The organism is Paenibacillus shenyangensis, assembly GCF_000346635.1.
GTDB classification, from domain to species: domain Bacteria; phylum Bacillota; class Bacilli; order Paenibacillales; family Paenibacillaceae; genus Saccharibacillus; species Saccharibacillus dauci.
In genome coordinates, this window is record NZ_AOIG01000019.1 from 30,249 (window position 1) to 51,862 (window position 21,614).

General features: G+C 45.8%; 17 protein-coding genes and 2 tRNA genes. 4 read left to right on the forward strand and 15 right to left on the reverse strand.

Annotated features, from left to right (window positions below):
* Nucleotides 1-8: 8 nt before the first annotated feature.
* From hemA to H065_RS0116000, 10 genes are all read right to left on the reverse strand, one after another.
* On the reverse strand, nt 9-1,394 hold the full coding sequence (gene hemA, locus H065_RS0115955) for a glutamyl-tRNA reductase (RefSeq protein WP_017814087.1): 1,386 nt from the start codon (nt 1,392-1,394) through the stop codon (nt 9-11).
* A 353-nt stretch (nt 1,395-1,747) separates the two neighbouring features.
* Complete coding sequence (speD, locus tag H065_RS0115960; protein ID WP_017814088.1) at nt 1,748-2,152, reverse strand: adenosylmethionine decarboxylase; 405 nt, start codon at nt 2,150-2,152, stop codon at nt 1,748-1,750.
* A gap of 366 nt (nt 2,153-2,518) precedes the next feature.
* Complete coding sequence (locus H065_RS0115965) at nt 2,519-3,100, reverse strand: hypothetical protein (RefSeq protein WP_017814089.1); 582 nt, start codon at nt 3,098-3,100, stop codon at nt 2,519-2,521.
* A 207-nt stretch (nt 3,101-3,307) separates the two neighbouring features.
* Nucleotides 3,308-3,997: a ribosome biogenesis GTP-binding protein YihA/YsxC gene (gene yihA, locus H065_RS0115970; RefSeq protein WP_017814090.1), complete on the reverse strand. Its 690-nt coding sequence runs from the start codon at nt 3,995-3,997 to the stop codon at nt 3,308-3,310.
* A 452-nt stretch (nt 3,998-4,449) separates the two neighbouring features.
* Entirely contained in the window at nt 4,450-6,786 is a 2,337-nt protein-coding gene (lon, locus tag H065_RS0115975; RefSeq protein ID WP_017814091.1) for an endopeptidase La, read from the reverse strand.
* A gap of 326 nt (nt 6,787-7,112) precedes the next feature.
* Nucleotides 7,113-8,234 (reverse strand): flavodoxin-dependent (E)-4-hydroxy-3-methylbut-2-enyl-diphosphate synthase, encoded by a 1,122-nt coding sequence (gene ispG, locus H065_RS0115980; RefSeq protein ID WP_026136285.1) that lies wholly within the window; start codon nt 8,232-8,234, stop codon nt 7,113-7,115.
* A 150-nt stretch (nt 8,235-8,384) separates the two neighbouring features.
* The gene (clpX, locus tag H065_RS0115985) at nt 8,385-9,641 is read right to left on the reverse strand and encodes an ATP-dependent protease ATP-binding subunit ClpX (RefSeq protein WP_017814093.1); all 1,257 of its coding nucleotides are present in this window, start codon (nt 9,639-9,641) and stop codon (nt 8,385-8,387) included.
* A gap of 14 nt (nt 9,642-9,655) precedes the next feature.
* On the reverse strand, nt 9,656-10,246 hold the full coding sequence (clpP, locus tag H065_RS0115990) for an ATP-dependent Clp endopeptidase proteolytic subunit ClpP (RefSeq protein WP_017814094.1): 591 nt from the start codon (nt 10,244-10,246) through the stop codon (nt 9,656-9,658).
* Between the two features lie 336 nt (nt 10,247-10,582).
* Complete coding sequence (gene tig / locus H065_RS0115995) at nt 10,583-11,893, reverse strand: trigger factor (protein WP_017814095.1); 1,311 nt, start codon at nt 11,891-11,893, stop codon at nt 10,583-10,585.
* A gap of 152 nt (nt 11,894-12,045) precedes the next feature.
* On the reverse strand, nt 12,046-13,008 hold the full coding sequence (locus H065_RS0116000; protein WP_017814096.1) for a hypothetical protein: 963 nt from the start codon (nt 13,006-13,008) through the stop codon (nt 12,046-12,048).
* A gap of 279 nt (nt 13,009-13,287) precedes the next feature.
* Here H065_RS0116000 and H065_RS0116005 point away from each other — a divergent pair.
* A tRNA-Arg gene (locus tag H065_RS0116005) sits at nt 13,288-13,361 on the forward strand.
* A gap of 190 nt (nt 13,362-13,551) precedes the next feature.
* Here the strand turns inward: H065_RS0116005 and H065_RS0116010 are convergent.
* Complete coding sequence (locus H065_RS0116010) at nt 13,552-14,556, reverse strand: Gfo/Idh/MocA family protein (RefSeq protein ID WP_017814097.1); 1,005 nt, start codon at nt 14,554-14,556, stop codon at nt 13,552-13,554.
* Between the two features lie 427 nt (nt 14,557-14,983).
* Here H065_RS0116010 and H065_RS0116020 point away from each other — a divergent pair, with 427 nt between their 5' ends.
* Nucleotides 14,984-15,328 (forward strand): YkgJ family cysteine cluster protein, encoded by a 345-nt coding sequence (locus H065_RS0116020; protein WP_017814099.1) that lies wholly within the window; start codon nt 14,984-14,986, stop codon nt 15,326-15,328.
* A gap of 120 nt (nt 15,329-15,448) precedes the next feature.
* Here the strand turns inward: H065_RS0116020 and H065_RS0116025 are convergent, their stop codons facing one another.
* Entirely contained in the window at nt 15,449-16,792 is a 1,344-nt protein-coding gene (locus tag H065_RS0116025; RefSeq protein ID WP_017814100.1) for a Gfo/Idh/MocA family protein, read from the reverse strand.
* A gap of 162 nt (nt 16,793-16,954) precedes the next feature.
* On the opposite strand from H065_RS0116025, the gene H065_RS0116030 reads away from it, so the two are divergent.
* Nucleotides 16,955-17,830 carry a helix-turn-helix transcriptional regulator gene (locus H065_RS0116030; protein ID WP_017814101.1) on the forward strand — a complete coding sequence of 292 codons (876 nt, stop codon included), beginning with the start codon at nt 16,955-16,957 and terminating at the stop codon, nt 17,828-17,830.
* Nucleotides 17,831-17,978: 148 nt separating this feature from the next.
* Here the strand turns inward: H065_RS0116030 and H065_RS0116035 are convergent, their stop codons facing one another.
* The 3 genes from H065_RS0116035 to H065_RS0116045 all read right to left on the reverse strand — a co-directional run bounded on the left by H065_RS0116035 (nt 17,979) and on the right by H065_RS0116045 (nt 19,345).
* A complete protein-coding gene (locus H065_RS0116035; protein WP_017814102.1) occupies nt 17,979-18,440 on the reverse strand; it encodes a hypothetical protein in 462 nt (153 codons plus the stop codon).
* 104 nt (nt 18,441-18,544) lie between these two features.
* Entirely contained in the window at nt 18,545-18,961 is a 417-nt protein-coding gene (gene psiE, locus H065_RS0116040; protein WP_017814103.1) for a phosphate-starvation-inducible protein PsiE, read from the reverse strand.
* Nucleotides 18,962-19,271: 310 nt separating this feature from the next.
* Nucleotides 19,272-19,345: transfer RNA gene (locus H065_RS0116045), tRNA-Arg, on the reverse strand.
* A gap of 327 nt (nt 19,346-19,672) precedes the next feature.
* Between H065_RS0116045 and H065_RS26100 the strand changes: the two genes are divergently transcribed.
* Complete coding sequence (locus H065_RS26100) at nt 19,673-21,541, forward strand: flagellar assembly protein A (RefSeq protein WP_017814104.1); 1,869 nt, start codon at nt 19,673-19,675, stop codon at nt 21,539-21,541.
* Nucleotides 21,542-21,614: the final 73 nt, after the last annotated feature.

Here is a 21,614-nt window from a genome sequence, read left to right on the forward strand (position 1 = left end):
TCACCTGCCTATAAAATTGCGGGAGCAAAGGATGCCATGTTTCCTTCAGCAACCGGTGAATGGGATGGCATAGAAGTCCGCTCGGAAGCAGGCTTGCTTACACTAGTTGATTCGGTAAGAGACTGTGTCTGTTCTTCAAGTGCGAACAAACGCGTGAACAATTCCACGGTCTCTGCGCCATTTTTCTCGGCAGCCATTTCCTTGACCCGGTTAATCGGCTCGTGATTCATTTGATTGACAATACTTTTGGTCAGACGGCTGATTACTTTACGCTGTCTTTCATCCAGCTCTGGGAGCTTGTTGAACAGGCTTTCCAGTGTCTCTTCATGAATACGTGCACCACGCTCCTGAAGAGCGCGGATTACCGGTCTGACACCGAGTGTTTTCAGCCACTGCTGGAACACTTCCATCTCTTCGCGAATCATGCGTTCAATCTTGATCGCTTCGGCACGGCGCATCGCCATATTGCTCTCTACAATGCCTTCCAGATCATCAATATCATACAGGAATACATTGCTGATTTCGCCAATGGCCGGGTCCAGATCACGCGGAACCGCGATGTCAATCATAAAGAGCGGACGCGATTTGCGCTGCTTCATGCTTTCTCTGATCATACCCGGATCCAGTACGTAGCCCTGTGCGCCTGTCGAGCTGATCAGAATATCTACTTCATGCAGACGATGAACGGCTTCTTCCATCGTGCATGGTGTACCATTAAATTTGTGAGCCAGCTCCTGAGCCCGTCCCAGTGTACGGTTCGCTACAATCACTTCTGCCGCTCCGTTCGCGTACAGATGCTTGACTGTCAATTCACTCATTTTGCCTGCGCCTAGAATCATAATAACCTTGTTATGGAAAGCACCAAAAATACGTTTACCCAGCTCCACTGCAGCATAGCTGACCGATACGGCACTCTCGCCGATCATCGTCTCTGCATGCGCACGTTTGCCAAGCGTAACAGCTTGCTTAAACAACCTATTAAACCATGTGCCCGTCGCTTTGTTTTCCTGAGCCAGCTGGAAAGATCGTTTGACCTGTCCCAGAATCTGGGTCTCGCCGAGTACCATGGAATCCAGTCCACAGGTTACCCGGAACAGATGGTCAATGGCCTGCTCATCTTCATATATATATAAATGCTGCGTAAATTCCTGACGGGAAATACCAAACCACTGCTCCATAAAGCCGCGGATAAAGTGTCCACACATATGCAGACGGTCCAGTACAACATAGATTTCCGTACGGTTGCAAGTTGCTACAATGGTGCCTTCCAATACACTTTTGGTATCCTTAAGCTGCCGGAGAGCTTCCGGTAATTCTTCATCCGCAATGGCAAACCGTTCTCTTACTTCAACCGGTGCTGTGCGGTAGTTGAGTCCGACAACAATAATGTGCATTGCAAGTTCACCCACCTAGTCTAAAAATTGTAACTTATCATTTTCGTTCTTCACAATACGTTAATTATATCACAGCAAAAAGGGCAATTTCGCCGTCTTTATGAAATGTTTATGAAATCCCGACATATCTTCATGCATTATTTAATTAAATTCATGGTTATATAGCCGATATCATGTACATTATTTTACCTACTGTATTATGTCGGTGATATTCTTCTATTTCTTTAACCAATTCTGCATAGGTTGCAGCCAAAAATCCATACATATAAAAAGGCATCTGATACACAGTACCAGATGCCTTTCGTTCGTGCGGTATTCATTTTCATTCTTTGCCCGTTTAAAGCAAAGCCTTATTATCGATTAATCAGTTCGCTGGATTGCATTACTGGAGTCTCGACTTGCAATTCTCCAAGACCACGAACCAGTTTTTTGGCATACGTTTTTTCAGGCTTTAGAACGGACACCAGGTAGTCGATCGCCAATTGTGGATCTACGGTTTCTCCGCAGGTATAACAGTCAATAGCCGCGAATCCTCTCTCAGGATACGTGTGAATCGAGAGGTGACTCTCCGACAACAAAACAAGCACTGTCGCCCCTTGTGGTTCAAATTGTTTGGATTGAACAGACATTACGGTTGCACCGCAAGCCTCAGCTGCTTCAACCATCTGAGCCTGCAAATATTCTGCACTGTTCAGCAAATCAAAATCTACACCCCAAGTATCAACAGCAACGTGTCTTCCGAAAGTTGAGTATTCCATCTTCCGGTTCCCCCTTCCTAGGAATAAAATGTTTGGAAATTTCATCCGCTAGGACCTACGTCATTCACTTCCCGAGGGAATAATCTCTCGCAACATTACCATGTCCTGAGTGAATCCTGGTTCCTATGTTATTTTCAACGAGATTAAAAATAACATCTATCGACACGAATTGCAAGCTTTTTTCGAATATTTTTGTGGGATGAGTAAGTCCATGAAAAAGCCCGGCTTTATGCGAGTTTACCCAATCTGGCAGCTGCCCAACCAGCGGTGATTCCTTATACATTTTCGTGCATAAATATAATAAAAGACCATCCATCTAATAACGATGAATGGTCGATATGCATGTTAGGATATGTTGGTTCCTATTCAAGCTTCCAGGCTAAATAGCCGTCTTGCCTGAAGCTGCAATTCCCGGTCAATATCCTCGTAGGGACCTGCGGAAGCATTACGCTGATCCAGCAACTGATCCACAATCCGGCGGACCAGTTCGATGTCCGTCTCAATCGATGTGGATTGCAGGCGATTCTTGAGCTCCAGCGAAGCATTTTTCTGCTGGTAGATCAATTTCTCGCCTTCTGCCGTATGCTCGGTGATCCTCTGCACAACACCCTGTTCATAATCATATATCATTGTGAATCCTTTGTAGATGCGGTTCACAATGCCTGAGCCCTTAAAGGCAACAAACAATTTACGAATCATATTTGTTAAATGCGGGTTTACCAAGCGGAAAGACAACTCACAGACATAGCTTCCTTCTTTGAGGTCAAAAGGTAAATGAACTTCATCACCATTACGGGTACCAAATACCACTTCCTGAATACCATTATCGAGTATTTTTACCCGGTGATGGACATGGGGGTCTTCGGCATAGTGGATAAACTGGGACATTTGCTCTTTCGACAACTGTAAACTGGCTTTGATATACTCTGTGGCTAACCGCTGAGCCATAAAAATCTCCTCAATTCTATTGGCATTCCAATATATTCATTATTATACATCAATCATGAACGGTATTGCCTGCCACCCGGGTCAACAATTTTCATCATATTTCAGAGAAAAACGGATTAATCGCTGTAAAGAACGAGAGAACGCCCTTGATGCTCCATTTTCCTCGCTAAATACCTTGTTTTGCGGGTTAATCTATGAGTTTATGGCTTACTGGGAAGGAATATCATCTTCTTCACGTTCGTGGTGGTTGCTGCTTTCTTCGCTCGTAGATAGAGATTCTGATTCTTCCTCTTCCAACTCGTCTTCATCGGGGGCAAAGGCATGACGTTCGATGATGGACCATAATTCATCCTTACCCAGCCCGGTCTCTGATGAAAACAATACAAAGTCATCTTCCGGTACAAAGCCCAGATCTGTTTTGACGACTTTGATGTGTTTGTCCCACTTGCTGCGCGGGATTTTATCGGCTTTGGTCGCTACGATACAGATATTGCAATCGTAATACTTGAGCCAGTCATACATCATAATATCGTCTTTGGACGGAGCATGACGCAGATCGATCACGAGGATTACCAGCTTCAGCGGCTCGCGCTCCAGCAGGTATCTTTCGATCATTTTGCCCCAGGCTTCCCGCTGGCTTTTGGATACTTTGGCATAGCCGTAACCAGGGAAATCGACGAAATACAGCATTTCATTGATCAGATAGTAGTTCAGATGCTGCGTTTTGCCGGGAGTTGCACTGGTACGTGCCAGATTTTTACGGTTAATCAGACGGTTGGTCATTGAGGACTTGCCTACATTCGAGCGTCCGGCCAGAGCGATCTCCGGCAGACCATCTTCCGGATACTGATCCGGACGTACAGCACTGATAATAAATTCTGCGTTGTTTACTTTCATAAGTTAGAAATCCCTTTCGTATATAAAATAAAATGAACGACGTGTGATGAAGCTCTGTTAGCGTGCGCTGACGGCCGTATCACAAATGTGCCCGTTACCTTCGTATCTTGCAGCTTGCCTACCGACCCGATTCGCTTCTAGCCTAGTATATCATCTTTTGCACGCTTGCAGGCCTTCTTAATCTGCTACTTCAGCTAGAGCCTACCAATTAAGAAGCAAGAAGCCTTTTACGGCAAAAGGTCAGGATTAATGATATTAGAAGCTCAGAAGCTTAGAATCTCACAGTCCCCAACTACAGCGGATTAGATTCTAATGCAAAAAGCGGCATCGCTCGCCGCTGTCTGGGAGCGATGCCGCTATATCGGATGACTAGCGCCATCTTTCTGTATGACACAGTTACTACTAGAGTAATTTACATCTATTCGAATAGGCACTGTCACCGGTATTATTTGTTAATGCAGTGTTGTCTCACGCACCAGAGCATGCTCCAGCACCTGATCCATGGTTGCTACCGGGACAAAAGTCAATTCTTCCTTGATACTATCGGGAATATCCTTTAGATCGCGCTCATTATCCTGCGGCAGCAGAATTTTCTTGTAACCCGCACGGTGTGCTGCCAGCGTCTTCTCTTTGAGACCGCCGATAGGTAGTACTCTGCCGCGCAAAGTAATCTCGCCGGTCATTGCAACTTCCTTGGACACATAACGTCCGGTCAGCGCAGAGATAAGGGCTGTTGCGATCGTAATCCCTGCCGAAGGACCATCTTTGGGAATAGCGCCTTCGGGAATATGGATATGAATATCATTTTTCTCGTAGAAGTCTGTCGGGATATCCAGCTCGCCTGCTTTGGAGCGGGTATAGCTGAATGCCGCCTGGGCGGATTCCTTCATGACATCACCGAGCTTACCGGTCAGCATCAGTTTGCCGCTGCCGGGCACCACTGTGACTTCAATCGTTAGCGTCTCACCGCCTACTTCAGTCCATGCCAGTCCGGTCACACTGCCGATCTGGTCTTCTTTCTCCACCAGTCCATAGCGGAACTTCGGTACACCAAGATAATCCTTGATATCATCCGGAGTAATCGTTACCTTTTCCAGTTCATCGGAGACGATGGCGCGTGCAGCCTTGCGGCATAATGCAGCGATTTGCTGTTCAAGGTTACGCACACCCGATTCCCGGGTATATTCGCGCACCACCTTAAGCAGTGAATCTTCGCCGACTTCCAGCTGTTCTGCTGTCAGACCATGCTCCTCGGTCTGTTTGGGCAGCAGGTACTGTCTACCGATCTGCAGCTTCTCCAGTTCCGTGTAGCCGGGAATATAGAGCATCTCCATCCGATCAAGTAGTGGACGAGGAATACTCTGTACACTATTCGCTGTGGTCACGAACATCACATTGGACAGGTCAAACGGTACCTCTACGAAATGGTCACTAAACGTATTGTTTTGCTCGGGATCAAGTACTTCCAGCAGAGCCGCAGACGGATCGCCGCGGAAATCGGAGGCCATTTTATCGATCTCATCCAGCAGAAAGACCGGATTCATACTGCCAGCATTGCGCATACCCTGAATAATACGACCAGGCATCGCACCAACATAGGTACGGCGGTGACCACGGATTTCCGCTTCATCGCGTACGCCGCCCAGTGAGATGCGGACAAACTCGCGTCCGAGCGACTTGGCAATCGAGCGTGCCAGTGAAGTTTTACCTACCCCTGGTGGACCAACAAGACACAGAATTGGTCCTTTGAGCTTTTTGACCAGCTTTTGCACAGCCAGATATTCAAGTACGCGTTCTTTGGGCTTATCCAGACCATAGTGATCTTCATTCAGAATCTGCTCGGCATGATGCAGATCCAGATCATCGGTTGTACGCTTATCCCATGGCAGACTAAGCAGCCAATCCAGATAATTGCGGATAATGCCACCTTCGGCTGAGTTCGCAGGTGTTTTCTCCAAGCGATCAATTTCCTTTTCGATCTTCTCCTGGACTTTCTCCGGTACTGTCAATTCAGATAGCTGCTGACGCAGTTCTTCCGCTTCTCCGGCTCTGCCTTCTTTTTCTCCCAGCTCTTTCTGAATAGCCTTCATCTGCTCACGCAGATAGTATTCACGCTGTGTTTTTTCCATTTGCTTTTTGACGCGCTGGCTGATTTTGCGTTCCAGCTCCAACACTTCACGCTCACTATGCAGTATATCCAGCAGACGTTCCAGACGCATACGTATATCTACAGCTTCCAGGATATGCTGCTTGTCCTTGATTTTGATCACCAGGTGGCTGGTAATCACATCTGCCAGTCGGCCGGGCTCTTCAATATCGGATACGGCAGCCATCGTCTCGGGAGTCACTTTTTTGGATAGATTAATATAATGTTCAAATTCGGTCAGCACCGTGCGCATCAGGGCATGAACCTCAGGATCATTATTCTCTTCCTCTGTCAGTTCTCTGGCCTGTACCTCGTAATACTCTTCATTGTCCATATATTCAATTATTTCGGCACGTTCCAGACCTTCTACCAGTACCCGAATCGTCCCATTGGGCAGCTTGAGCATCTGACGTACCTTGGCAATTGTACCTATTTTGAAAATCTCATCCGGACTCGGTTCTTCAATATTAACCTCCGACTGGGAGCAGAGAAGAATCAGGTTATCATCGACCATCGCCTTTTCTAAGGCCTTCACGGATTTATCCCGCCCTACATCCAGATGGAGCACCATGCTTGGATACACGAGCAGTCCTCTTAAAGGCAGCAAAGGAAAACGACGCGCCTTGTTTTTATGTGGTCCCATCGCTTTCGTACCTCCTGTAATTCGTGCATATTATACTGCCTATATCATTCCTAGTTTAACAAATATCACATCGAAACACCAATGAGCGGCAATCCAAACTGAAAAAAAGATACTGACAGAAGCAACTACCTTCTATCAGTATCTTGATCTGCACCGACAGACTTGCTATACGTCTGCCTGACGCCTGTATTACCTTTTATATAAAATTTAAAATTGCAGATAATTGATATTTTTAAATATACTTTCCAGTTACGTACCCATCTGAACAAATGACGTTCCTGTATGCACAAGCTGTCTTGCAAACACTTGTGCTCTACCTGATTGTCTTATGGCTGTACAACAGGAGTATGACGCTCTTCACGTCCAGGAATCTTGCCGGTCGCTTCAAAAGCTTCTACGATAGCATCAATTTCCTTTTTGAGTTCTACAACCATATCCGCTTCTGGTACTTTACGGATCATTTTGCCATAACGGAACAGCAATCCTTCACCACGAGCACCAGCAATACCGATATCCGCTTCTTTGGCTTCACCAGGACCATTAACTGCGCAGCCCAGTACGGATACTTTGATCGGCACTTTGAGTTTAGAGATATAATCTTCCACTTCATTGGCAATAGAGAACAGATCAATATCCAGACGACCACAGGTTGGGCAGGATACGAGTGTTGCCGCATTGGAAATTAGACCAAACGTTTTGAGCAGCTCACGAGCTACTTTTACTTCTTCTACAGGATCTGCACTCAGGGAAATACGCACTGTCGATCCAATACCCTTAGACAGCAGAGCACCTATACCTGCAGAACTCTTGATAGTACCCGTATGCAGCGTACCTGCTTCAGTAATACCCAGGTGAAGCGGGTATGGGATAACTTCTGCCGCTTTGCTATAGGCAGCAATTGCCATCGGTACATCCGAGGCTTTGAGCGATACGATAATATCATGGAAATCCAGCTCTTCCAGAATACCGATATGGAACAGTGCACTTTCAACCATCGCTTCCGGTGTTGGATAACCGTATTTCTCAAGCAGATGATTTTCCAGAGAACCGGCATTTACACCGATACGGATAGGGATATTTTTTTCTTTGCAGGCACGAACAACCGCTTCGACTTTTTCGCGTTTACCGATGTTACCCGGGTTAATCCGCACTTTGTCGATACCGTTCTCGATCGCCAGCAGAGCAAGCTTGTAGTTAAAATGAATATCGGCAACAAGCGGAATATTGATGCGTTTTTTGATCTCTTTAATCGCAGCAGCCGCTTCTTCGTTGTTCACCGTTACACGCACCAGCTGACAACCCGCTTCTTCGAGACGCAGAATCTCAGCGACCGTCGCTTCCACATCTGCTGTCTTGGTGGTGCACATACTCTGGATCAGAACTTCATTGTTGCCTCCAATAGTCAGATCTCCAACTTTGACAGGTCTTGTGTTTTCTCTCAAAAACATGGTTTCTTCTCCCTTGCATTTGGGCTTAACCGCAAACCAGCCTTTATCCTGCAAATAAGGAAAAAGGCCGGCGCGATATGATTTATACATCATGGAAGTCAGCAGGCTGGATGACATTAGACAGTTACCAATGTCATCCGTTCCTTTTGATTACGCGCTTTCTTCCTGCTTTTTGTCTTTACCGGTCTGGAGCTCAGGTACAACCTTGCTTTCCACAACCTGTTCTGTAATTACACATTTGGTTACATCGTCACGGGACGGCACTTCGTACATCACATCCAGCATAATGCCTTCGATGATAGCACGCAGACCACGGGCACCAGTGTTACGTTTGATCGCTTCACGGGCAATGGCTTGCAGTGCATCCGGTTCGAATACCAGTTCTACATTGTCCATTTCCAGCATTTTGGAATACTGTTTGGTCAATGCATTTTTCGGTTCGGACAGGATACGTACCAGTGTCTCTTCATCCAGAGGTTCCAGAGCAGAGATAACCGGCAGACGTCCTACAAATTCCGGGATCAGACCGAATTTGAGCAGATCCTCAGGCAGTACCATACGCAGGTATTCGCCAGCTTTCAGCTCTTTTTGACCTTGATTTTCGGAATTAAAACCAATTACTTTTTTACCGATCCGGCGTTTGATGTATTGTTCCAGACCATCAAATGCACCACCAACGATAAACAGGATATTGGTCGTATCGATTTGGATAAATTCCTGATGAGGATGCTTGCGTCCGCCTTGTGGTGGAACGGAAGCTACAGTACCTTCCAGGATTTTGAGCAGTGCTTGCTGTACACCTTCACCGGATACATCACGAGTGATGGATGGATTCTCGGATTTACGAGCTACTTTATCGATTTCATCGATATAGATAATGCCGCGTTCCGCTTTTTCCACATCATAGTCTGCAGCCTGGATCAGTTTGAGCAGAATATTCTCAACGTCTTCACCAACATAACCTGCTTCTGTCAGGGAAGTCGCATCTGCAATTGCGAACGGCACGTTCAAAATGCGGGCCATTGTTTGCGCCAGCAGTGTTTTACCCGAACCGGTTGGTCCTACGAGCATAATGTTACTTTTTTGAAGTTCAACATCTTCGATCTTGCTTTGCGAATTCACACGTTTGTAGTGGTTATATACCGCTACAGACAGGGATTTTTTCGCTTGATCCTGACCGATAACGTACTGGTCAAGAATAGAACGGATCTCCTGTGGTTTCGGGATATCCTTGAGATCCAGCTCTTCTTCGTGACCGAGCTCTTCCTCAACAATCTCCGTGCACAGTTCGATACATTCATCACATATATATACACCGGGACCCGCTACGAGCTTGCGGACCTGATCCTGTGATTTGCCGCAAAAAGAACATTTAAGCTGTCCTTTTTCATCATTGAATTTAAACATGTCTACACCCCTTCTTAGCTTGTGAGCGGACGAGTAATAACCTGATCGATCAATCCGTATGCCTTGGCTTCTTCTGCTTCCAAGAAATAGTCACGGTCCGTATCACGCTCAATTTTGTCCAGCGACTGGCCTGTACGCTCTACATAAATCTGATTAAGCTTCTGACGCGTCTTGATAATCCATTCCGCGTGAATTTTCATATCCGATGCTTGTCCGCTGATTCCACCAAGTGGTTGGTGAATCATAACTTCACTGTTTGGGAGCGCAAAACGCTTGCCGGGTGCACCTGCTGTAAGCAGCAGAGAGCCCATGCTTGCGGCCATACCCATACAGATGGTGGACACATCAGGCTTAACAAATTGCATTGTATCGTATATACCCATCCCTGCTGTGACAGAACCACCGGGAGAATTGATATACAAATGGATATCTTTTTCCGGATCTTCCGCAGCGAGGAATAATAATTGTGCAATAACAAGATTGGCTACATGGTCATCAATCGCCGTATTTAAAAATATGATACGGTCCTTGAGCAATCTTGAATAGATATCATAAGATCTTTCGCCTCTACTGGTTTGTTCAACAACCATAGGTACCAGACTCATAGAACCAACCTCTTTCTTTTCGGGGAATATGACGACAGATATATATATTAGTACGAAAATACGAATACAGATTCTATTTTAACATGTACACTGCGTCATGTCATTTTTTCGAAGATGAATATTTGGAAAACATTCATTATACAATAGTACCCATGTTTATGGTGCCAAACGCTGGTGGCAAGATATTTTGCTGTGCAAAAATCACTTTTTTATTAGACTAGAACCTATCGCGTTTATGGTGCCAAACGCTTGGATAAGGAAAATAAGGCACGTCATTAATACGTGCCTTATTGGAAAAGGTTGCAAAAAATGCAACGCGGTTATGAAATTGTGAAATTACGCTTGTTCAGCTGCTGCTTCTACTTCTTTGCTGCTGTCTACCAGCAGTTCAATTGTTTTGCGCAGTTTGATTTCTTCGGACAGGCTTGCAAGAGAACCGTTCGCGGACAGGATGCTGCGAACTTCTTCTGCGCTGCGTTGGAATTGGGAAGCCATTTTCTCCAGCTCAGCTGTTACTTCGTCTTCAGAAACTTCGATGTTCTCTTCTTTTGCGATTTGCTCCAGAACAAGGTTATTACGAACACGCTTGGAAGCTTCTTCTTTCATTTGCTCTTTCAGGTCGTCTGTTGTCTGGCCGGAGAAACTGGAGTACATGTCCAGGTTCATGCCCTGTTGACGAAGACGGTTGTCGAAGTCGCGAACCATGTTGTCGGTCTCGGAGCTAACCATAGCATCCGGGATTTCGATTTCAGCATTTTCAGCTGCTTTTTCTACAACTGCTGCTTCTTTGGCTGCTTTTACTTCGTTTTCTTTGCGGGAAGCGATTTGCTCTTTCAGATCCGCTTTGAATTCGTCCAGTGTGTCGAATTCGCTAACGTCTTTGGCAAACTCATCATCCAGCTCAGGCAGGTTTTTGCGTTTGATTTCATGCAGTTTTACTTTGAACACAGCTTCTTTGCCAGCCAGTTCAGTTGCATGGTAATCCTCAGGGAAAGTAACTGTTACATCTTTGAAGTCGCCAGTAGCCATACCAACTACTTGCTCTTCAAAGCCCGGGATAAAGGAGTTGGAACCCAGCTCCAGAGAGTAACGCTCAGCTTGTCCACCTTCGAATGGAGTACCGTCAACAGATCCTTCGAAATCGATGGATACTGTGTCGCCATTCTCAGCAGCGCCTTCTTCAACAACAGACAGTTCAGCGTGACGCTGTTGCAGACGCTCCAGCTCGCTATTGATGTCTTCGTCTGTTACTTCTACTTTGGATACTGGAACTTCCAGTCCTTTGTAGTCGCCCAGTTTTACTTCTGGTTTTACAGTTACTTTTGCTTTGAATTTGAAAGGTTGGCCTTTTTCGAACTGCTCGATTTCGATTTCAGGACGGTCAACCGGGAAGATATCAGTCTCATCGATTGCTTCGGAGTATGCTTCCGGCAGCAGGATGTCGATTGCATCATTGTACAGGCTCTCTACGCCAAAACGTGCTTCGAAGATAGACCGTGGTACTTTACCTTTACGGAAACCTGGTACACTTACTGTTTTGCCTACTTTATTAAAAGCTTTATCGATTGCTGCGCTTACACGCTCAGCAGATACTTCTACTTCAAGAACGCCAAGGTTCTTTTCTGTTTTTTCCCATTTTGCTGTCATTTCAAGAATTCCCCTCCAAAAAATATTAACATGAATTGATTATTGAAATTGTATACATTTCACGTGCAGAATAACCACTATAGTATATACAACAATTCATGTTTTATCAAGTTTGTTTCTGCACTCTATCCAGAGGTATCATGCATCCGCGGTTAGCGGGGCATCTGGCTGGATACAAACTGGTGAATTGCGCGGTAAGCCTGTTCGTAACGGAAGCGGATGCTGTCCGTCACTCCGTACATATTCCGTGTCTCTTCCTCGTTGCTGCTGCCTTCGAGCGTCTCTGCTACCGTCTGGTGCAGGGCAGCTGCCCAGATATCAATCTCCGCATCATCACCGCGTGTGATCCAGATATAATTCTGGGTGCCATAGATGCTCATAATAAACTGCGTCCACAGCTCTTGGGCAAAGTAAAACAGATTCGGCGCACTGATCTCGGCCTTGTCGGATACCCGCTCCAGAATCTGGATGATGGTCAGTGGAAACTCGGTCGGATCAAGAGGCACAGTCTCCACTTCAACATCTACCCGTTCATGCTGATGCATAAAAGAGACGGTTCCGCGGTAACCACGGCGGCGAAGCGTCTGCAGAACACGAAACTGAATCAATGGATGAATCTGATGCTCTTCCTGCAGCCATTCGATCAGACGCTGTTCGATATCCGGCTGATCCAGATATGAGAGTTGTTCAAGCGCCAGCAGCGTACGCTCTGATACCGGACGCTCCATCGCTGTCTTGAGCAGCTTCTCTTCATATAAGCGGTCTTCGGACTGCTTGAGCCGGATACGTTCGCGCATAATCTGTTCATTATTCGCAGCAGGTTCTTCATCCTCTGAAGCATCCAGACCCTCAAAATGGTCATGGGAAGACTCCGGGAACGTCGTACGCAGCCATCCGAGCAGCGACTCCCATTCTTCCAGCTGACGCTGATCCTGCCCCTGGCACTGCAGCAAAAACTCTAGCAGACTAATGGCTTCATGATAGCGCTCTGTCTCAAGCATATTGGTTAATTCAACCTGATAATAGTCGAGTGTCTTGGGAAACAGGACTACATTCCGATTGCTGTCTGTATGTGAATTCGTTGAATCCGTAATAATGGCACCTCCTACATTCATCACATCGTCTGTGATTTCATGATTATAGCACAGCTTCCTTCCTGCTCAAAAACCCAGGCTGTCTCCTATATTGTATATAAACCGTATCGTCTGTAGATACCAGATGACCGCGTAATTCTTATATTGTTTATTAAGGAGAAGTTTGCTTTTGAACGCCGGTATTCTTTTGTGCTTTTAACTGGTGGAGGAACGGTATGACAGCAGTTCATTAAAATTTGCTTGCCTTCCAACTCGGTTCATGATATTATATTTTTGTTGCGCTTGAAATATTGAATATTTGTCCCAGTAGCTCAGCCGGATAGAGCAACGGCCTTCTAAGCCGTCGGTCGGGGGTTCGAATCCCTCCTGGGACGTTACACACAAGAAAAAGCCTTTCATCCTTTTAAAGGATGAGAGGCTTTTTTTGTTTTGGATTGTTCCCGGAATATTGTTGTTGATTTTGATGATACAAGTTTGGTGTGGTTGTATTTATTAAAATAAAATCAGGATTATTTTTATTTAAGAAAAGCATCTTCAGGATTACATATTTTATTACATATTTTATTACATGCTTTCTTCTGGCTTGGAAGAAGCGAGCTTTTGCTCAAAGGGATAACGCATATCCCATTTTTCACGAATACGGGTCATCAGCTCCATTACATCTGTCGTCAGGTTCATCGTACGCTCTGTCTGTTCTCCCTGAACGCAGCGATTCATATATTCCACTTCATATGCGAGTGCCTGATCCGTTGATCCACTCTGAATCATCTCGGTCTGACCATCTGCGTAATGAATAATCGCCTGGTCCGCGCGGGAAAACTCCTTGATCTCGATGTATCCCTTCTCACACCCAATCGTACCGATACGGGGAATCGAGGTATTCAGCGACAAGGATACATTGGCCATCCCATTGCGGCTTGTTCGCAGAATAGTCGCTGATTGCTCATCGACCCCGGTAGCAGCCTTCTGTACACTGGTCAAGATCTGGTCCAGCAGACCCGACAAAAAGCAGCGTACAAAAGAAAGCGCGTATACGCCCATATCCAACAGTGCTCCTCCGGCCAGTTCAGGATTATAGAAACGGTTCTTCGGATCATATTCCTTGGGATCACCCATAGACACATTGATCATCTTGAGAGCACCCAACCGACCGCTATCTATAATCTTGTGCAGTTCCCCGTAGAGCGGCATATGGTATATCGTCATGGCTTCCGCCAGGATCAACTTTTTCTCTGCTGCCACTGCCTGAATCTCCTTCAGTTCTTCGCTGTTAACAGTGATCGCCTTTTCACAAAAAACATGCTTGTCCGCATGAAGACACTTCATGACATAGCTATGATGGTTACTATGAGGGGTAGCGATATATACAATATCAATCGAAGAATTACGCAGCATTTCATCTATATTATCGTAGGCATGCTCGGCACCGCATTCGGATGCAAACTGTCTGGAACGATCCATTTGGCGGGAGCACACTGCGAATACACGTCCATTCACCTGACGAATCGCGGCTGCAAAATCATGTGCAATTTCTCCTGTACCGACGATCGCCCAATTTAAAGTTATCATACACTTGCCTCCTATTCTGTTGCTTCAGTCTTCTCTACCATTACCCTTTTACCATGATCGCTTACCAGTGCATACAAAAAGACGGCCGCTGTGTTCATGACAAGCGTACCGTCTATACAAAGAAAGTCTACTATATTTTCAACTGCTTGGTGTAAAGGCTTCCAATCCTATTACCTTATTATTTGAAGCAAGAGCAAGTAAAACGATAGGGATATTTTACGAGCAGCTGTATCAATAAGAGAAAAGGGGAACAAGGTAAATCGCGAAAGTGACCTCTTTAGGAAATCTTTGTATTTTTTGGTTGGTTTTGATATAAATAACTTTGTTGAGGTAGATTGATATCTCCTGGTAAGCGATAATCATGATGCTCACGAGCCTATTTCAATATAATCGCTCCCACCTATTACAGATTGGAAAGGAGAGTATTATGGAAGATTTACCATGCAAAGGCTGCAATGGAATGTGCTGCGGACCTGTTCCCGTGACGGAGCAGGAGCTTAAAATAATCAAAAAGAAAGTAAAATCCATGCCTAAAAAAAGCAGGATGGATCTGGAGAAGCAGCCGAGAAATTTTGGAACCTGCATGTTTTTTGATATGGAGAAGGATAGGTGTGGCATTCATTCCGCCAGACCGGGGGTTTGCCGTGCTTTCGGGTATTATAAGACGCTCGTTTGTTTTCGCAAACCGGAAATGGCGACCCAAGCACATTGGAGCCCTGCCGACAAACCCGTTGGTATACTGTCGATAGACATCACATGGCAAGCTTTTTAGATAACAAGGGATATTTCCAGAGAATCTGGGAATACCCCTTGGGCGCAGGCTTTGTCCACATTCTTTGTCCTGGCTCTATAAAAGAACTACATATAAAAGGTTTACCTGCTTAGTAAAAGTTTATCTGCTCAATGAACCGGCAGCAGCTACTGATGAAGCTGGGGAAAGGATCGAAGACGGAATTTGAATAAGACTATCTACCTGCACCGGCATTCCGGTACGGATTGACTGGTTGGCAGCAATCCCTGTCAGGATCGATCGGGCTCCATCGATATGATTGGCTGCACGGTGAAAAGGATCTTCTGCTGGCTCACCAAACAGATCGTTCAGCAGCTCAGGATCTCCTCCACCGTGACCGCCTGCCTTTTCTTCTACATCTACCTCGTATGGTTCGGCGAACATTGGGAATACCCGGATCTGTTTGCCTTCCAGTGCGCCTTCATCGGCTTTGTCTCCACCAGCGTTAACATAGGACTTTTCAATGACCTGCATTTCGATCCGCCCACGGGTACCATTAAAAGCAATGCGATAGCCTTCCCAGGGCATATAGGCATTCAGCGAATACGTAAGCATCGCTTTGTTCTTGTAGCGGACGATAACACTCATCGTGTCCTCAATACTGATACCGTCACCGAATACGCTCTGATCTCGCTGATAGCCGTCTTCATGCTCGGCATCCAGATACATCGCTTTGAGATTGGGATTGTCATCGAGTGTTAGAGCGAATGGGTCATCCACTGCAGCCGGATTGCCGGTTGCCCGGTTATAAAAGGAAGTCACACCCCGCTGTTCTGCATTTTCCCGGCCATAAAACAGCAAATCACCAAAAGCAAATACCGTATCCGGCTGAGAACCGATCCAGAAATTCACCAAATCAAAATGATGGGTGGACTTGTGTACAAGCAATCCCCCGCTATTGCGCTTGTCCCGGTGCCAGCGGCGGAAATAATCGGCGCCATGCTGGGTGTTGAGCAGCCATTCAAAATGTACCGAAGTCACTTCGCCTATCACACCATCGCGGATCAGCTCGCGTGCCCGGGTATGGTGGGGAGCATAACGATAATTGAAGGTCACCCGTACATTGCGTCCGGTTCGGGCAACTGCATCCATGATTTCCTGGCATTTATGTTCATCTACTGTCATCGGCTTCTCGGTGATCACATCGCAGCCCAGCTCCATCGCCCGGATAATATAGCGATGATGGGTACGATCCACACTGGTTACAATCACAATATCCGGTTTCTTTTCGGTAATCATCTGATCAAACTGATCGGCTGTATACAAATCGATCGGGTGATAATCATACTTTTGCTCCAGAAGTGTATTCGCATAACGTGCTCTCGTCTGATTGATATCGCAAAAAGCTACCAGTTCAGCGGTCTCGCGAAAATCGCGGGCAATTGCTCCATAAAAAAACTCCGCACGTCCACCTGTGCCTACAAGTGCATACTTTTTCTGCTTCATTTAAATAGTGCCTCCTCAGAACATGATAAGACTGTCTGAGTCCACATTAGCAAAAAAAGCGGCTCTATTCTCCGCAAATGATGCTTTGTTTCGGTAATACCGCTTATTTTGTGTGATATACTCTCAAATAGATAACGCTTACATAAAGGTAGGGAAACCTATATGAATCCGGATCTGCACAGTAATCTAACCAGCCCTCATGCGCTGGTCGCTGAATATATCGTACGTAGTGATTATTTTGCCATGACTACCGAACATGTACATCCTCATTATGAGATCTATATTCTGTTGTCGGGTGAACGAACCTATTTTATCGGGGATCAATTATATGAAGTGCATACCGGAGATATTGTATTTATCGGCAAAGACGAGCTGCACCGGACACTGCCCGGCAAGCTGCCGGATCATAAGCGCATTGTGCTGTATTTTAATGATCAGTTTGTAGAACAGCATTTTGGTAAAGATAAACAGTGGCTGCTTCGGCCTTTTCATAGCGGTTATCCGGTCTTCCATACCACTGTTCGGGATCAGATATGGCTGCAGCCGGTTATTCAGCAGCTGGTACGTGAACTGACTATTCAGGCTGAAGGATACCAGCTGCTTGTTCATCATCTGGTGATGGAGCTTCTCATTCACTGCGCCCGCAGCCAATCTTCATCCTCAGCCGAATCGCCATCCAGCCGGACTGCTGTCCAGCAGCAGATGTCCGATGTGGCCCAATATATCAAACAGAACCATCAACAGCCGCTGTCCCTACAGACCATCGCTGATCAATTTCATCTCAGTCCATCCCATCTAAGCCGGATGTTCAAGCGGACGACCGGATTCCACCTCACGGAATATATGAATACAGTACGCATCCAGACCGCCCAGCAGTTGCTACGGGAAACCGAGCTCAAAATTATCGATATTGCCGAAGCATCAGGATTTAACAACTTCTCCCACTTTGGCAAAATATTCAAACAGATGTGCCAGGTCAGTCCACGGGAATATCGGATAGCAGCAGGCAAGCGATCCAACCTGAACGCCCAGCAATAAAAGCAGCCATGCTATATGATTAACTGCTGATATAAAATCATTGATCGCTGTACGATCGAAGTTTGCTATACGATCAAAGCCCACTATAAGATCAACAACCATATAAGACCAATAACGGTATACAGTCAGCGATTGTCTACTGCCGATTTTACAGTTGCGGAGCTTCGGCAGAAGTCAGCAGTGCACGCAGCAGTAGTGAAGAGCTGCCATCTTCGTGTTCCAGCAGCACCCAGTTAACCGCAATCGTATCCTTGAGCTGCTGTGCTTGTTCAAGTGTCAGCTGAAGGCCGTCCATTCGCCCTTCTTCCCCTTCGGTATAATCACGTTCTGTCTCCATGGACAATGCATACTTGAGCCAGTTCTTCATTCCAGGCACTGTTGTAAACGTCATACGATATCCGTCACGGACTGCCTCTACCAGCTGTTCACCGTGTTCCTTTGCATAATTCATCCATTCGGCAAAATCGATATCTGCACTGCTGACCGCGCGCAGCGGAGCATCTTCCTGTTCATTCAGTGCCTGAATCAGCATATCTTCTGCCATACCATCCGAACGCAGACGCTCAATAATAATCGCACTGCGCTGGGAGATTTTCACTTGTTCTGTCATGGGTTTTTCCTCCATTGCTTCATTTATAGCGATTGATGCTGAGCATAACCGATCAATAGCTCTACACCTATCGTATCATACTCCCTGCACCGTATGCTGCTGTATCAGTTGTCCCGGCGAATCGGGCGTGTATTGGCGAGCAGCAGTGCACCGAGCAGCGCCAGAATAGCGAGAGACCATAATAGTGTACTCATCGCATTATCATAATCTACAATGATCAGCCGAATAATTGCTGTGATTCCAATATAGATGAAGTAACGCAGCGGAAAATGGAACCCGCTTTTGAAATACTTGACGATCAGGGCAATAAACTCAAAATACAAAAAGAATACCAGCAGTTGATCCATGAATTCATACGCAGTTGTCCCTGTATCTGCACTAATAAAGATGAAGCTGAAAATGTACCAGGTCTCTTTTAAAAGAAAAAAACATAATGTAAAAGCGACCAACCCAAGTGTGATATTGAGTACTGCCTGCAAAATAGCCGGAATCTGTTGCACATGCCGCATCCAGTTTTTCATATTTATTTCTCCTGTCTATGGATTTGTTTGGTTATAGGAACAGGTCGCAATGTATGAATCTGTAAGGCTTCGATAGATGAACTGAGTATACAATTTGTTATTATAAGCTGCAATAAGCCATTAAGGATGTCTCGACAGATAGTGTAATTGGTGCTAATGGGTAATGTATTACAAACTACTTCAGGTAAAGATTATGCTCTATTTGAATACTCTTATATCTGCTCGGACAGGCTCTCTTCACATTCAAATTTCATGAAATAAATACAAAAAAAGCGCCCTTCATTATATAAAATGAAGAGCGCTTTTTGAACGTCCCAGGAGGGATTCGAACCCCCGACCGACGGCTTAGAAGGCCGTTGCTCTATCCAGCTGAGCTACTGGGACAAAGAATATGTATAATTTGACGACAAATGATATTATACCGTAAATCACAATTTTTTCAAATATAATTTTTGATAGCAGTTAGCCAGCCCTTGCTATCTGGTATATACTGGCTAAATAAGTGGTTATTCAAATAAAAATGCTCTTTATTTCAATTTTTAACGAAAATAATAGTGCTAATTATCCAAAAATAAGTTTTAATTGGGAAAATGTGTATTATAATATACCTACAACTATTTAACTAATATAAAAGCGCTATTAACTCTTTATATATTGCAATCGTTATCATATCGGCTGATATGTCATTTAACTGAAATGGAGGTATCCATAATGTCTACATCTCTATCCGGCCATGAATCAGAGCATCCTATGCAGGAGTTATCGGAGGAACCAACTAAATCAGCTGCCTCTTCGGTATGGGATGATGATATCCCGGACGGCGGAAAGCACGGATGGGTCAAGATCAAAGATAACCGTATCCATGTATTTCCTCCACGTCAGGGAGGTCGGCCGGCTTCGATCCGTGGTGCTGCTCCGGTCTCGTTGATTGTGAACAAAAATATTATTGCCGGAACTGCTCCGATTGGTGAAGAAGATATCATTACCTGGGAACTTCAGCATGAACCGCTGTTCGAGATCAAAGTCTCTTCGGACAAGATGGAAGCGTACCTGATTCTGCATGAAAAGGTACGTTACGAATGGAATCTGGTGGATACCCCAGCTTCGGCGCAGCTTACGGTACAGGCCGTACCGAATCATGAGCGCATTATCGAGACACTGGAATTCACTCATATTATGGATGCACTGGAGAGCCGTCATATTATCAAAAATATAGACAAAGCCGCCATTTTGCAAGAGCTGGAGCTTCCTTCCGGCAAACCGGTCGTAGTAGCACGCGGACAGGCATCCGTACCAGGAACCGATGCCAGATTGGAGCTGTTTTTCCCGGAACAGATTGAATCGGTGTTCCATGAAGCAAGTGGTGTCGTGGATCATCGCAGTTACCGGCGTATTCCATCGGTACATGAAGGCGAAGTGATCGCTACCAAGCATGCACTGGTAACCGGATTACCCGGCTATGATGTATTCGGCAATGAATTGCCTCCAAAACAGGCGCTGGATCTGGAAGTAACCGCGGGAGAATTTACTGAAATGAATGAAGCCGGTGAGATCATTGCTCTGCGTCCGGGCCGTCCGCGGATGACCGGGCGCGGCAACCGTCGACAGGTAGACATTTCCAGTGCTTTTGTTGTAAATGGAGATGTGGATCTGCGTACAGGCAATATTGTATTCGCCGGAGACGTCATTGTGCATGGCAATGTCACTGATCATATGATTATCGAATCGCTCGGTAATGTGTATATTCATGGCAATGTATACAACTCTACCATTACTGCAACAGGCAGTATTTCTATTCAGGGAACCGTAATCGGTGGACGGGTATATTCGGGCTATTTTGGCGTGATGTTCAACCGGATGTATGCTGCTTCCAAACAGCTTAGTCATGAAATGCGCCAGCTTGATATGGCTGCACAGGTGCTTGCCGACGAGCTGCGTACCCGTAATCAGCCGATTCGTTACAGCCAGATGGTCATGCTGTTGATTGAACGCAAGTTCCGTAATATTCCCGAGCTTGGCAGGGAATTGCTTCAGGTCTTTTCCAGTATTCAATATATCCAGACCAAGGATACCGAGCAGCTCAAGCTGATGCTTGCCGATCTGATGAACTCTGCCAGCATTCTGGACAAAATAGACGAACAGAGCATTCTGAGTATGCGCGGTTATCTGGACCGGCTGTATGCGAGCGTATCCAGTATGCAGGAGATTCAGGTCAATATTGAACTGTCCCGCTGCCAGTCCAGCGAGATCAAGTCGAACGGAGATATTATCATTACCCGTGAAGGAGTGCTGCAAAGTAACCTATACTCCGCCGGCAGCATTGCCTTTATCAAGGAACAGTCGGTATGCCGCGGCTCACGTCTGGAAGCTGAAGAGCGTATTATTGCAGGTACGGTCGGCAGTGATGCCAATGCCCGCTGCGTACTGCAAGCCAAGCAGCATGTGTATGTCAAAAAATTGTACAATGGCTATATTGTCGTGGATCAACATCGCTGGAATGTGATTGATATGATGCATGATCAGTTGTTTGATGTAGAGTATATGCAGGTTCATGCTCCTATTCATTCTTCGACTGTATAAAAGGAAGATCCTACGTATTTATCAGCTGCCAATATATAAAACAGGCTAATCCCGGGTTGGGAAATGACCGGGA

What these genes read in the sequence shown, in the direction of transcription:
- hemA (WP_017814087.1), bottom strand. Translation starts at nt 1,394, where the DNA reads ATGCACATTATTGTTGTCGGACTCAACTACCGCACAGCACCGGTTGAA.
- speD (WP_017814088.1), bottom strand. Translation starts at nt 2,152, where the DNA reads ATGGAATACTCAACTTTCGGAAGACACGTTGCTGTTGATACTTGGGGT.
- H065_RS0115965 (WP_017814089.1), bottom strand. Translation starts at nt 3,100, where the DNA reads ATGGCTCAGCGGTTAGCCACAGAGTATATCAAAGCCAGTTTACAGTTG.
- yihA (WP_017814090.1), bottom strand. Translation starts at nt 3,997, where the DNA reads ATGAAAGTAAACAACGCAGAATTTATTATCAGTGCTGTACGTCCGGAT.
- lon (WP_017814091.1), bottom strand. Translation starts at nt 6,786, where the DNA reads ATGGGACCACATAAAAACAAGGCGCGTCGTTTTCCTTTGCTGCCTTTA.
- ispG (WP_026136285.1), bottom strand. Translation starts at nt 8,234, where the DNA reads ATGTTTTTGAGAGAAAACACAAGACCTGTCAAAGTTGGAGATCTGACT.
- clpX (WP_017814093.1), bottom strand. Translation starts at nt 9,641, where the DNA reads ATGTTTAAATTCAATGATGAAAAAGGACAGCTTAAATGTTCTTTTTGC.
- clpP (WP_017814094.1), bottom strand. Translation starts at nt 10,246, where the DNA reads ATGAGTCTGGTACCTATGGTTGTTGAACAAACCAGTAGAGGCGAAAGA.
- tig (WP_017814095.1), bottom strand. Translation starts at nt 11,893, where the DNA reads ATGACAGCAAAATGGGAAAAAACAGAAAAGAACCTTGGCGTTCTTGAA.
- H065_RS0116000 (WP_017814096.1), bottom strand. Translation starts at nt 13,008, where the DNA reads ATGAATGTAGGAGGTGCCATTATTACGGATTCAACGAATTCACATACA.
- H065_RS0116010 (WP_017814097.1), bottom strand. Translation starts at nt 14,556, where the DNA reads ATGATAACTTTAAATTGGGCGATCGTCGGTACAGGAGAAATTGCACAT.
- H065_RS0116020 (WP_017814099.1), top strand. Translation starts at nt 14,984, where the DNA reads ATGGAAGATTTACCATGCAAAGGCTGCAATGGAATGTGCTGCGGACCT.
- H065_RS0116025 (WP_017814100.1), bottom strand. Translation starts at nt 16,792, where the DNA reads ATGAAGCAGAAAAAGTATGCACTTGTAGGCACAGGTGGACGTGCGGAG.
- H065_RS0116030 (WP_017814101.1), top strand. Translation starts at nt 16,955, where the DNA reads ATGAATCCGGATCTGCACAGTAATCTAACCAGCCCTCATGCGCTGGTC.
- H065_RS0116035 (WP_017814102.1), bottom strand. Translation starts at nt 18,440, where the DNA reads ATGACAGAACAAGTGAAAATCTCCCAGCGCAGTGCGATTATTATTGAG.
- psiE (WP_017814103.1), bottom strand. Translation starts at nt 18,961, where the DNA reads ATGAAAAACTGGATGCGGCATGTGCAACAGATTCCGGCTATTTTGCAG.
- H065_RS26100 (WP_017814104.1), top strand. Translation starts at nt 19,673, where the DNA reads ATGTCTACATCTCTATCCGGCCATGAATCAGAGCATCCTATGCAGGAG.